Annotated in this window: 12 protein-coding genes; 8 read left to right on the forward strand and 4 right to left on the reverse strand. The window is 57.3% G+C overall.

Features of this window, described 5'->3' with window-relative positions:
• Positions 1-48 precede the first annotated feature (48 nt).
• Positions 49-804 (reverse strand): FNR family transcription factor, encoded by a 756-nt coding sequence (locus ACZ3HG_RS02560; protein WP_062743357.1) that lies wholly within the window; start codon positions 802-804, stop codon positions 49-51.
• Positions 805-1,150: 346 nt separating this feature from the next.
• On the opposite strand from ACZ3HG_RS02560, the gene smrA reads away from it, so the two are divergent.
• A complete protein-coding gene (gene smrA / locus ACZ3HG_RS02565; protein ID WP_191933085.1) occupies positions 1,151-1,711 on the forward strand; it encodes a DNA endonuclease SmrA in 561 nt (186 codons plus the stop codon).
• 3 nt (positions 1,712-1,714) lie between these two features.
• On the opposite strand, the gene ACZ3HG_RS02570 is transcribed toward smrA, so the two are convergent.
• Positions 1,715-2,638 carry a LysR substrate-binding domain-containing protein gene (locus tag ACZ3HG_RS02570; protein ID WP_191932277.1) on the reverse strand — a complete coding sequence of 308 codons (924 nt, stop codon included), beginning with the start codon at positions 2,636-2,638 and terminating at the stop codon, positions 1,715-1,717.
• Positions 2,639-2,985: 347 nt separating this feature from the next.
• On the opposite strand from ACZ3HG_RS02570, the gene ACZ3HG_RS02575 reads away from it, so the two are divergent.
• Positions 2,986-4,311: an MFS transporter gene (locus tag ACZ3HG_RS02575; RefSeq protein ID WP_191932278.1), complete on the forward strand. Its 1,326-nt coding sequence runs from the start codon at positions 2,986-2,988 to the stop codon at positions 4,309-4,311.
• A 97-nt stretch (positions 4,312-4,408) separates the two neighbouring features.
• Here ACZ3HG_RS02575 and ACZ3HG_RS02580 read toward each other — a convergent pair whose 3' ends face one another.
• Entirely contained in the window at positions 4,409-4,843 is a 435-nt protein-coding gene (locus ACZ3HG_RS02580; RefSeq protein ID WP_191932279.1) for a DoxX family protein, read from the reverse strand.
• 165 nt (positions 4,844-5,008) lie between these two features.
• Between ACZ3HG_RS02580 and ACZ3HG_RS02585 the strand changes: the two genes are divergently transcribed.
• Entirely contained in the window at positions 5,009-6,538 is a 1,530-nt protein-coding gene (locus ACZ3HG_RS02585; RefSeq protein ID WP_465331701.1) for a carboxylesterase/lipase family protein, read from the forward strand.
• A gap of 237 nt (positions 6,539-6,775) precedes the next feature.
• Positions 6,776-8,422: a methyl-accepting chemotaxis protein gene (locus ACZ3HG_RS02590; RefSeq protein ID WP_191932281.1), complete on the forward strand. Its 1,647-nt coding sequence runs from the start codon at positions 6,776-6,778 to the stop codon at positions 8,420-8,422.
• Here ACZ3HG_RS02590 and ACZ3HG_RS02595 read toward each other — a convergent pair.
• Positions 8,419-9,267 (reverse strand): LysR family transcriptional regulator, encoded by an 849-nt coding sequence (locus tag ACZ3HG_RS02595; protein ID WP_191935937.1) that lies wholly within the window; start codon positions 9,265-9,267, stop codon positions 8,419-8,421. The two genes, ACZ3HG_RS02590 and ACZ3HG_RS02595, sit on opposite strands and share 4 nt — an antisense overlap.
• Before the next feature lie 114 nt (positions 9,268-9,381).
• On the opposite strand from ACZ3HG_RS02595, the gene ACZ3HG_RS02600 reads away from it, so the two are divergent.
• From ACZ3HG_RS02600 to ACZ3HG_RS02615, 4 genes are all read left to right on the forward strand, one after another.
• Positions 9,382-10,551, forward strand: a complete 1,170-nt coding sequence (locus ACZ3HG_RS02600) for a pyridoxal phosphate-dependent aminotransferase (protein ID WP_191932283.1) — start codon at positions 9,382-9,384, stop codon at positions 10,549-10,551.
• 24 nt (positions 10,552-10,575) lie between these two features.
• A complete protein-coding gene (locus ACZ3HG_RS02605) occupies positions 10,576-11,352 on the forward strand; it encodes a transporter substrate-binding domain-containing protein (RefSeq protein ID WP_191932284.1) in 777 nt (258 codons plus the stop codon).
• A 70-nt stretch (positions 11,353-11,422) separates the two neighbouring features.
• Positions 11,423-12,124: a helix-turn-helix transcriptional regulator gene (locus ACZ3HG_RS02610; protein ID WP_191932285.1), complete on the forward strand. Its 702-nt coding sequence runs from the start codon at positions 11,423-11,425 to the stop codon at positions 12,122-12,124.
• A gap of 62 nt (positions 12,125-12,186) precedes the next feature.
• A complete protein-coding gene (locus ACZ3HG_RS02615; RefSeq protein WP_191932286.1) occupies positions 12,187-12,555 on the forward strand; it encodes a VOC family protein in 369 nt (122 codons plus the stop codon).
• Positions 12,556-12,770 lie beyond the last annotated feature (215 nt).

The raw sequence follows: 12,770 nt of genomic DNA on the forward strand, positions 1-12,770 counted from the left end.
AAAGTCGTTGCCGGATCAATAAAATAAGAAATATTGACCCGGCAGACATCAGGCGGCGGTGTGGCTCTGGCCCGCAAGCTCTGAGAGGATTTCATGATTTTCGATGGTGATGTATTTGCCTTTCACTGCCAGCATGCCACTTTTCTGGAAGCGGCCCAGCAGGCGGCTGATGGTTTCAACGGTTAATCCCAGGTAATTACCGATGTCTCCGCGGGTCATGGTCAGACGAAACTCTCGCTGAGAGAAGCCGCGCTGGCCAAAACGACGTGACAGGCCGTAGATAAAGGCAGCCAGACGTTCTTCCGCATTTTTCTTCGACAGCAGCAGGATCATTTCCTGGTCGCCTTTGATCTCGCCGCTCATCAGACGCATCATCTGCTGGCGCAGGCTGGGCATCTTGCCTGACAGGTCATCCAGCGTTTCGAACGGGATTTCGCAGACCATGGCGGTTTCCAGCGCCTGAGCAAAGCTGGGGTGCTGACTGCCGCTGATAGCATCAAAGCCCACCAGGTCGCCCGCCAGATGGAAGCCGGTGATCTGCTCGTCACCCTGTTCGGTGATGGTGTAGCTTTTAATGGTCCCGGAGCGAATCGCATAAAGAGATCGCAATTCGTCACCTGCTTTAAACAGAGTCTGCCCTTTTTGAATCGGCTTTTTACGCTCGATGATGTTATCAAGCTGGTCCAGCTCATGCTCGTTAAGCGTGAAGGGAATACAAAGCTGGCTGATGCTGCAATCCTGGCAGTGAATGGCGCAGCCACCTGATTGTATGCGTCTAGTGATAATTCGCTTTTCCGGAATCATAATGTACGCTCGATGATAATTGACTGACATCAATTTACCATTTTTCGCGCACACAAGGGAACTCATCTGAGCAGTTTTAGGCACAATAAATATGTGGACGTTATTAATTAATTAAATTGGTGTAAAGGTTGTGTGAAAATTAACCACGCAATCGGATGATTCGTAGGAATTTAGGCTGAAATACGCCGGTTTTCACTTTTGAGTTATTCAAACCGATAAATCCGGCTTATTGATAGCGTCACGGGATGTAATCGGGTGATCGGTGAGACTTTTTTGCTAAACTCATTCCTGCGACCTAACCCGTTTTGCGCCCGGGGGCGCGGTAATCAGGAGGTAAATGATGGCTATCAAACTTGATGAGCAGGCGCTGTTTCAACAAGCGATGGAAGACGTCAGGCCGCTGAAAGACTGTGCCAGTACGCTATGGCTGAAACCCGCAACGTCGAAGACGCCGGTGTCGGCTGATGTGCAGTGGGATAACCCACTGACCAGCGGCCTGCTGGATATCGTGCCGTTGACGGTGCCGCTGGAATTCAGGGCAGAGGGGATCCAGCAGGGGGTGCTGGACAAGCTTTCTCAGGGGAAATACCCCCCGGAGGCGACCCTGAATCTACTTCGCCACTCTGTCGAACAGTGCCGCCAGGCGTTGTACCTTTTTATGCAGCAGGCAACCCGGGACGGGCTGAGGAATCTGCTGATCGTTCATGGCAAAGGGCGTGACGACCGCGCACATGCCAACGTGATACGCAGCTATCTGATGCGCTGGCTGCCGCAGTTTGAGGAGGTGCAGGCTTTTTGCTGCGCCACGCCGAAGGACGGCGGTAGCGGGGCGTGTTATGTGGGCCTGCGTAAAAACGAGCAGGCCCGCCAGGAAAATCGTGAGCGCCATGCCAAACGCAGCCGCTAAGGGTTATCCGGCGTGTGATTTGCGGATGGTGGCCAGCAGTATCTCCGCACTCAGGGTCAGTGGGTCGCCAGAGCGGGTCATAATGCCTATGGCTTCGCCCGGCCCGTGCGAGGCGATCGGCAGTGCGGCAAGCGAATGATGCAGTAAGTCCTCTTTGATTGCTCCTGACGGCACAAACCAGACATAGTTGTAACGCAGCGCCAGCTGACGGGCGAGGGAAGTGGAAGAGGTTTCCACCAGCGTGCCCGGCAGCGTACAGCCCTGTTCTTTCAGCATCGCCTCGGCGATGCGGCGCGGCGCAGTGCCTTCGGGGGAAATCACTACTGGCCAGGAGAGGGCTTTTGATAGCGTGACATTGTCACTTAAAAGCGGATGATCCGGCCGCACTACCAGACGCAGTGACTCCAGAAACAGCAGTTCATAGGTCAGGCCGGCCATCAGTTCGGGATCGGCCATCCGGCCTATGCCGACGTCAAACTCACCGGCTTTAATCGCTGCAATCAGCACATTGTTATGTAAGGTCGCAACCTGAACAATGGCCTGCGGCTGCTGCTGATGAAAACGGTCGAGGATGGACGGCAGCATGCCCAGCGCCACGGTGGTGAGAACCCCAAGCCGCATCACTTCCGGCGATTTTTCCTGCGGCAGCGTAAACGACTGTCCGGCATGGTTTAACGCATCCAGAATCCGCACTGCATGGGTGAGGAACTGCTCCCCCATCGTGGTGAGCTGTGCGCCCAGACGACCGCGTTCGAACAGCCGTACGCCGGCCAGCTCTTCCAGCTCGTTGAGGGTTTTGGACAGCGCGGGCTGGCTGAGTGACAGGGTTTCGGCGGCGCGACCCAGCGTCCCCTGTTGCGCAACGGCAACGAAGGTATGGAGATGGCGCAGGCGAATACGCTGATTAAACTGATATTTTTTGTCCATACCGCAGAATAATAATGGCCCGGACAGGCTGGCAAGTTCTCAGTCGTCAATTTGTTAACCTTATTGCAAAATTTGATTAACATTTCACCCTTTTGACGCCGTATCTATTACCTCTGGTGCGGATAACGGTGGAACACTATGCGCGGCCGTTATTGATCTTCTGCCAACAGGGAGTGACAACCGGTTAGTGAGGTGACGCTGGCGGGGCTGGCCTCTTTGCACAATACGGACATATTTTCCCAGGAGTATTCCATAACAATCCGCTATGATAGCCGACACTTTTTCTACCAACCTTTGCGCTAATCGTTATCCGCCAGGGGTTGCTATTGCCTGTGATGGAGCGCGAAGTGGACAGTACCGCAGCGATCGATATCCGTACGTTGATTAATCAGGGCACATTGAGCCGTTATCAGAAACGCATCATCGCCCTGAGTTTTGCCGTTGTCGCCATGGATGGTATGGATATCGCCCTGATGGGCTTTATTGCCCCAGCGCTGAAAAGCGCCTGGGGGGTAAGCAATCATCAGCTCGGTGCGGTGATCAGCGCAGCACTGATTGGCCTGGCGCTCGGTGCCATGGTCGCCGGGCCGCTGGCCGACCGCTTTGGCCGCCGGGTGATTATTATTAACAGCGTCTTTTTCTTTGGCTTGTGGACGCTGGCCACAGCGTTCTCGCAGAATATTGACCAGATGATGCTTTTCCGCTTTCTCACCGGGCTGGGCCTGGGGGCGGCGATGCCGAACGTTGGCACGCTGGTGGCGGAATACTCCCCTGAACGCCGTCGTGCATTTCTGATCACCGTCGTGTTCTGCGGCTTTACCTTTGGTGCGGCTACCGGCGGCTTTGCCGCCTCATGGCTGATCCCGAACTATGGCTGGCACGCGGTGCTGATCATGGGCGGCGTGTTGCCGCTGATGCTGGTACCGCTGCTGCTGCGCGGTTTACCCGAGTCCGTGCGCTTTATGATTGCCCGTAACGCCCCGGCTGCCCGAATCCGCCAGATCGTGGAAAAAATGCACCCGGGACGGGTGGATGAAACCAGCGTATTCACCCGTAGTGAGGCCGTGAGCAGTGAAGGGGCCGTCAGGATTGTGGTGTCGCCGCGTTACCTGTTTGGCAGCCTGATGCTGTGGGGAAGCTATTTTATGGGGCTGTTCCTGGTTTACCTGATTGGCTCGTGGCTGCCGTCGCTGGTTAAAGACGTGGGCATGACGGTGACGCAGGCCGCGCTGGTCACCGCTATGTATCAGGCGGGCGGCACGGTGGGTTCGCTGTTTGCGGGCTGGATGATGGACCGTTTTAATGCCAACCTGGCGCTGGCGGCGATCTATTTCACCGGCGCGATAGCCACGGTCTGTATCGGCTATGCCCCTGCGGAGGTCTGGGTGCTGGGTGGCGTGGCGTTCTGCAGTGGTTTTTGTCTTAACGGGGCGAATACCGGGATGAATGCGCTGTCGGCCAGCTACTATCCGACCCATGCGCGGGCTACCGGCTCCAGCTGGATGCACGGCGTGGGCCGCATTGGTGCAATCCTCAGCGCATTTGCCGGGGCGCAAATGCTGTCGCTTGGCTGGAATATCACCGATGTTTTCTCCTTCCTGGCCATCCCGGCCGTGCTGACCACGCTGATGCTGGTAGCTAAATACCGTTACGGCTACCAGCGGGTAAGCTGAAGAGTCATCAGCGCAGATCATCCTGTCCGTCAGGGGCGACCGAAAAAAGTCGCCCCCTTCAGAGTCAGTGGCTGACCTTTTTTCCGGTCAACCCGTCCTATTGCAGACTACTGTTACTGACCAGCGTAAAGCGGCCAGCGCCGAGGAACATCACGGCCAGCGCGCCAAAGAAGTAGAGTGCTTCCCCTTCCAGTGCCCAGGCACCGACCCCGGTGCGATCCCACACCGCGCCGGTTTTCACCAGCAGCGTCGCCACCACCAGGTTCACCGCAATGATAAACGCCGCCGGGCGGGTCATCAGCCCGATGATGATCATCGCAGGGGCCAGCACTTCCCCAATGTAAGCGCCATAGGCTACAAAGCCGGGCACACCGTGGGCATGCAGCAGGCGGGCGATCCAGCCAACGCCATGCTCAACCTTGAACACGCCATGAAACAGCAGCAGGACACCGAGAGACACGCGCAGTAGCAGCCGGCCCAGGTCCGGGCGATCGCAGAGGCGGGAAAAACCATTATTTATTGCGGTAAACATAATGTGATCCTTGCAGTTCAAAGCGGAAGGCTGCCGCCAGCGGCTGGCGATCATCGCACCCGTGCAGGCGGTGCTTGTATCAGCATAATCTGCAAATCACACGCCATGATGGACTTTCTCTCTTAGTCTGCAAATAATTACCGCGGATATCACACGGAAGCCCCCATGAAAAACGAACAAACATTACGGATTATGACGGCAGAAGGCTGCCTGCGCGGGAAGAGGGAGGAGAACGTCTTCGTCTTTAAGGGGATCCCTTATGCCGCTCCACCGTTGGGCGAACAGCGCTGGAAAGCCCCAAAACCGGTCACCCCCTGGGAGGGAGAAAAAGAGGCCATGACGTGGGGGCCCGCCAGCTGGCAGAGCCTGGAATATTGTCTGGCGGTAGGCGGGGGAGACCCCGGCGGCTTCAGCGAGGATTGCCTGTATCTGAACGTCTGGACGCCGGACGCTGAACCGGCTACGCCGCTGCCGGTCATGGTATGGATCCACGGCGGAGGCTATACCGTCGGGTCCGGCGGGTTAACACCCTACCTGGGGGCACCGCTGGCGGCGCGCGGCGCAGTGGTCGTAACGCTTAACTACCGTCTGGGGCATCTGGGGTTCTTTGCGCACCCTGCACTGGATCGCGAGTACGCGGATGGCGAGGTGGTGAATAACTTTGCGCTGTTGGATCAGATCGCCGCCCTGCAGTGGATACAGCGCAATATTCGGGCCTTTGGCGGTAATCCAAAAAATGTCACACTGATGGGCGAATCCAGCGGCGCACGCAGCGTACTGTCCCTGTTTGCTTCGCCGATGGCAAAAGGGCTGTTCCACAAGGGCATCGCACAGAGCGCCTACAGCGTCCCGGACGTCTCCCGGGCAGAAGCCCTGCAAAAAGGCGAGGCGCTGGCCCGTCATTTCGATCTGCAGGATGCCAGCGCGGAGCAGCTTCGCGCCCTGCCTGCGGATGCTTTCTGGCCGCTGGCACGCTCGCTGACACTGGGGCCGGTGGCCATCCACGGTGACTGCGTTCTGCCGCAGCCTATGCTCAGCGTCTTCGCTTCCGGCGTGCAGCAGCGGCTACCGCTGATGATCGGCAGCAACAGCGATGAAGCGAGCGTGCTGGCCTTTTTTGGCGTGGATGCCGCAAAAGTCATCGCCGATATGCGAGCGAAGCGCCCGCTGGCGCTGCGGCTGATCAAGCTGCTGTACCGCGACGTGTGGGATGATGCGGAGCTCGGACGACAGGTGGCCCGCGACATGACCTTTACCACCCTGGGCTATGTTGCGGCGCTGGCCCACCACCGGACGGGGACCCCAGCCTGGCGCTACTACTTTGATTATGTTTCAGAGCATGCCCGCGACCTGTACCAGCATGGCACCTGGCATGGCAATGAAATACCTTATGTCCTCAATACCCTGGCGCAGATGGAACCCACCGACGGCGAGCGCCCGTTCACTGCGGCAGACCAGGCGTTTTCCCGGCGTGTCAGCGAATACTGGCTGCGCTTTGCCCGGGAAGCGACGGTGTTTTCACCACAGATTAGCGGCGAAACGGACTGGCCTGCCTGGCGTCCCCGGCAGGATATGACCCTGCGTTTCGGTCAGAACGGCCAGGCCGGGATCACGATTGAAAAACGCTTTATGCGACGCAGAATGCAGGTGTTTCGTCTGCTGATGAAGGCATTTGTCCATCTGCGCCATGAATAGAGCCACATTACCAGCCTGATACTTAATATTTTCTGCTGTATTCAGGCTGTCCTAAACTGCTATAAATATACGTCATAGCAATACGTTATGATTCGCCCCAGCAATACTAAGGACAAAAACGCTGTAATAAAAGTCGTGTTATTTTTTTGAGTTTCCTCTGCCGTGGTGCCGATAACTAAGGGTGATTGCCCTCAGATAACAACATTTTAATCGGTATCACCAGGTCACGGAGTCACTATGAAATTCTTAAAAAATTATACGATCCGCGCAGTATTATTGTGGATTTTGGGCATTTTCTGCCTGCTTTGGGGCGCTGTGGGTTTGTACAGCGTTTATTCACTGAACCAGTTGAGTGAGGGCAATGCCGTCGATCGCCATCTGGTCGGTCAGATGAGCACCTTGAGTAAAGGTAACGACCAGTATTTTCGCGTTATCACCCGCCTTTCCCGCGCCATAGATTCCAAAAAACCGGAGGACATGGCTTCGGTACAGAAAGCGCTGGATAACATGACCACGCTGCTGGCCGATTTCAAACAACAGTCACCGGGCCCGCTGGATGCGCAGTATGCCGCCAGTGCGATTGCCAGCTGGCAGAAACTGCTGGATGAGGGGGTTACACCCCAGGTCCGTCTGGCACAGCAGGGTTCGCCGGAGGACTATCGTCGCCACGCAGCCAGCGTGACGCCAGCGCTCAGCCGCGATTTTGGCGCCAGCGTGGAGAAATTTAATACCGCTGCCGCCGATAAACTCGATGCCACGCGCATTACGGTCGATCATCTGACCCACACCACCAAAGCCGTACTGGTGATGGCGGTGATTGCCGGACTGCTGATCCTGCTGTTTACCGACCGCTACCTGGTGGTGATGCTGGTGCGTCCGCTGGCTACCATACGGGAACACTTCCGCGTGATTGCCGATGGTGACCTGACCCAGCCGGTCAACGAGTTTGGCCGCAACTGCGTCGGGAAGCTGGTACCACTGCTGCAGGCGATGCAGGACAGCCTGCGCGATGCGGTCAGTTCGATCCGCAGCGGGACTGAAAATATCCATCGCGGTGCCGCAGAAATTTCTTCGGGGAATAACGATCTCTCCTCGCGTACGGAAGAGCAGGCATCGGCCCTCGAGCAGACGGCAGCCAGCATGGAGCAGCTGACCGCCACGGTGAAATTCAACGCGGATAACGCCCGTCAGGCCAGTTCACTGGCGGATAATGCCTCCCTGACCGCCAGTAAGGGTGGCAAGCTGGTCGGGGAAGTGGTCAGCACCATGCAGGGCATTGCCGGAAGCTCGAAGAAAATTGCAGAAATCACCACGGTGATTAACAGCATCGCTTTCCAGACCAATATTCTGGCGCTGAATGCGGCGGTAGAAGCCGCGCGTGCGGGGGAGCAGGGGCGGGGGTTTGCCGTGGTCGCCAGCGAGGTCCGTAACCTGGCGCAGCGCAGCGCCGGGGCGGCAAAAGAGATTGAAACGCTGATTGCCGACTCCGTTTCCCGCGTGGATACGGGGTCGAAGCTGGTCGGTGAAGCGGGCAGCACCATGGACGATATTTTAAAGTCGGTGGCTGAAGTCACGGAAATCATGAAGCAGATTGCCTCCGCCTCGGAAGAGCAGAGCAAGGGGATTTCCCAGGTCGGAACGGCGATTTCCGAAATGGACAGCGTCACCCAGCAGAACGCCTCGCTGGTTGAACAGGTTTCGGCGGCGGCCAGTGCGCTGGAACGCCAGACGGAAGAGCTGACGCTGTCGGTGGCCAAATTCCGCCTTTCCGCCATCAGTGCGCCTGCAGGACATACGGCTGCCCGTCCGGCGGCGCTGAAAAGCCCGCTGAAAACACCGGGTGGGAAGAAGGCCGGCGCGGCCGACGAGTGGGTCTCTTTCTAAGGCTGCTGACTTAACCACGCCACCAGCTCATCCAGCAGCGGTGGCGATACTGAAGGCGGGCGACGGATCAGGCTATAGACCGCGCCCGTTTTTACACTGCCCGCAAAGGGCGCGACCAGGCGCCGCATGGCGATATCCTCGGCTATCAGTGTCACATCGGCCACCGTCACCCCAAACCCCTGAATGGCCGCGCTAATTGCCAGATCCATCGTGGAAAAATGCTGATTACGCTTCATCACCAGCGTGCGCTGCTGCGCCTGTAACCACAGCTGCCAGTCGCGGCCGTCGGCGGTGGGATGCAAAAACGTCATCTCTGCCAGCGTGTCGATCGTCGGCTTCTCGGGCTGCAGCGACAGTGCCATCACCGGGGTCAGCGCTTCTTCGAACAGCAGTATGCTGTTGCGCGGGCTGCTGCCGTAGAGGATGGCCGCATCAAAATGCGCTAACTGACTGTGGTGATCCACCGTGGTGGTCAGCGACACGTGCAGCTCAGGGCGCGCTTTTTCCAGCGCCACCAGTTTGGGTACCAGCCAGCGCATGGCACAGGTGGGTGCTTTCAGTCGGATCGTCGTGTGCTGCCTGCTGGCCTGCTGTGCGGCATCGTGCATCTGCTGGTACCCATTCTGCAGCGCGGGCAGCAGGCTTGCCCCCTGCGGCGTCAGGTGCAGGCCGCGCGCGTGGCGGTCAAACAGCGAGAACCCCAGCCAGGCCTCCAGCGCGGCGATTTTACGGCTTACCGCTCCCTGGGTGATGCACAGCTCGCCGGCGGCGTGCGTCAGATTAAGGTGACGGGCGGTCACGATAAAAGCATGGATAGCATTTAACGGCAGCGTGCGCTGGGGCATCGGGTTCTCTGAGCAATGAGGAAAAGTCATGGCTATTATGACAACAATTCGCTTGTCGCCTCAAGTGCCGCCACGTAGAACTGGCAGCATTACTCTCCCCCGACCGGAGTCTCTATGACCATCCCTTCTGCGGTACAGCAGCGCTCTAAATTACCGGATGTTGGCACCACGATTTTTTCGGTGATAGGCCAGCTTTCCGCGCGGCACAACGCCATTAACCTCTCACAGGGCGCACCGAACTTTCCATGCGATCCGCTGCTGGTGGACGGGGTGACCCGCGCCATGCAGCAGGGTCATAACCAGTATGCTCCGATGACCGGGCTGGCTGCGCTGAGAGAGATTCTGGCGAGCAAAGTGGACACGCTTTACGGGCAAAAATATGATGCCGCCAGCGAAGTACTGATCACCGCCAGCGCCAGCGAAGGGCTCTATTCGGCTATCGCCGGGCTGGTGCACCCGGGTGATGAAGTGATCTTCTTTGAACCCGCGTTCGACAGCTACGCGCCGATCGTGCGCTTGCAGGGCGCAACCCCGGTCGGCCTGAAATTGCAGGTACCGGAATTTGCCATTAACTGGGATGAGGTGGCGGCCGCTATTACGCCGAAGACCCGCATGATCATCATCAATACGCCGCATAACCCCAGCGCCCAGGTGCTGGGGGCGGAGGATTTGAACCGCCTGGCGGCGCTGACGCGCCATACCGATATCGTCGTATTGTCGGATGAGGTGTACGAACATATCCTGTTTGACGGCCGTCAGCATCACGGCATGGCCACCCATCCGGAGCTGGCGCAGCGCAGTGTCATTGTCTCGTCCTTTGGGAAAACTTTTCACGTCACCGGCTGGCGCGTGGGTTACCTGCTGGCCCCGTCAGAGCTGATGGAAGAGGTGGTGAAGGTGCATCAGTTTATGATGTTCTCTGCCGATACACCTATGCAGGTGGCCTTTGCCGACTATCTGCAGCAACCGGCTAACTACCTGGGGCTGGGCGAGTTTTATCAGCGTAAGCGTGACCAGATGGCCCGACTGCTGCAAGACTCACCGTTTACGCTGCTGCCGTCGGCGGGATCGTTCTTTATGCTGGCCAGCTACGCAGATTTCAGTGACGAGGCTGACAGTGAAATGGTAAAACGGCTGATCGTTGATCACGGCGTGGCGACTATTCCGCTGTCAGCGTTCTATACCGATGGGACAGACAATAAATTGATCCGTCTCTCTTTCGCAAAAGACGAAGCCACCTTGCAGGCAGGCGCACGCGCACTCTGTCAGGTCAAGCCTCGCTAACAGCATCACCTTGAGGGTAAATGAATGAAAAAACTGAATGCGTTGTTTGTGGCAGTCGGGTTACTGACATCGGTGTCAGCGCTGGCGCAGGATACGCTGCGCTACGGTCTGGAGTCACAGTATCCGCCCTTTGAAAGCCGCAACGCCTCAGGCGAGCTGGAAGGGTTTGATATCGAACTGGGCAAAGCGATTTGCCAGGTGGGCAATTTCAAATGCAGCTGGGTGGAAAGCAGTTTTGATGCCCTGATCCCGGCGCTGGCCGCGAAGAAATTCGATGCCATCAACTCGGCGATGAACATCACTGATGCCCGCATGAAAAGCATCGGTTTCACCAATCCTATTTACCGTATCCCCAACATGCTGATTGCCAAAAAAGGGTCGGGGCTGCTGCCTACCGTGGAGAGCCTGAAGGGCAAGAGCATCGGGGTCTTGCAGGGTTCCGTGCAGGAGACCTATGCGAAAAAACACTGGGAGCCGCAGGGTGTGACGGTGACGCCGTATCAGGATCAGAATCAGGTTTACAACGACATGGTCGCGGGACGCCTGGACGGAACCCTGGTGATGTCGGCTGCTGGTCAGTCTGGCTTCCTGGAAAAACCGCAGGGTAAAGCATTTAGCTTTGCCGGTAAGGCCGTGGAAGATCCGGTGGTACTGGGTGTCGGCATTGGTTTTGGTCTGCGTAAAGACGATGCCAAATTGAAAGCAGCGCTGGATGCCGCTATCGTTAAGATACAAAACGATGGTACCGTCACCAAACTGGCCGCGAAGTTCTTCCCTGGTATTGATGTGGCGGTGAAATAACGTTTCGCCACTCCGGCGGCCAGCCCTGCTGGCCGTCCCTGACATCTTCCCCGAATCGCCGATAACCACTATGTCACGTGCTCAACGTCTGCTCGATCTGCTGCAACTTTTGCGTAACCACCGTTTCCCCATTACGGCTGAACAACTTGCCAGCGAATTGCGTGTCAGTACGCGAACGCTTTACCGTGATATTGCCACTTTGCAGCAACAAGGGGCGGATATCGTGGGTGAACCTGGATTGGGCTATGTTTTAAGACCCGGGTTTACCCTGCCGCCGTTAATGTTTAACACCGCGGAAATTGCGGCGCTGGTACTCGGTTCCCGTTGGGTTGCGCGCCGGACCGATAATGAACTCGCGGCGGCGGCGCACTCCGCATTAAGCAAGATTGCCGCCGTTTTGCCACCCGAACTGCGTTCGCAGTTGGAACTATCCCCGCTGATGGTTGGCCCGGCGAAGGCGGAGTTGGCTATCAGTATCGACGTTGGCGCATTACGTCAGGCTATCAGCCGGCAGAACATCATAGAAATCGACTACCTTGATCTGAAAGACGTTAGCTCCCGGCGCAGAGTCTGGCCCATTGCGATTGGTTTTTTTGACTCTGTTCAGGTGCTCGTAGCCTGGTGCGAAACACGCGATGATTACCGCCATTTTCGCCTTGATCGTTTCACCCACCTACAGGTCACCGCGCAGCGGTATCCACGCGCCCGCACACAGCTGCTGAAAGAGTGGCGGGAACGCCATAATATTTCTGCTCAGGGATTTGGCTACTGACAAAAACTGTCAGTCGCATCGCATAGTCTGTTCCCGTCCAGCCACTAAACGGGAAACCCCAAATGAAAGCACTTGATTTCACCATTCTGTATGTTGCCAGCCCGGCTAACAGCGCCGCTTTTTACCAGCGGATACTGAACGTCGATGCCGTCGAATTTTCACCCACCTTTGCCATGTTTATCCTGCCTTCCGGCGGTCGTCTCGGGTTGTGGGTTACATCAGGAGTGACGCCACCGATCAGTGCCGGCGCCAGCCAGTCGGAGATTGTGTTTACTGCCGAAAGTCGTCAAGAGGTGGATAGTCTCTTCAGCCAATGGCAGGCGTGGGGCGTTGAGATCCTCGACCCACCAGCAACGCTGGATTTCGGATATACCTTTACCGCCTGCGACCCGGACGGGCATCGTCTGCGTGTGTATGTTTATGAGGAGTGAGGCGTACTCGCGGGTGCAGGTCAACGTCAAGGGTGTTTCGCTTTCACCCGAAGTGGGCTGAGCGGTCGAGGGCTTGCGTCAGGCACATCGCACACTTGCAGCGAATCCCTTCGTCAGCTTCGTTCACCGACGCACCGGTTGTTGACGGCACATCGGGTTGCCGGTTTTAAAACCGACAGCGTGCAACCGTGCTGCGGGGATGGGGCCAGTTTGAG

It is taken from the genome of Erwinia sp. PME.40.26/001, from assembly GCF_055556675.1.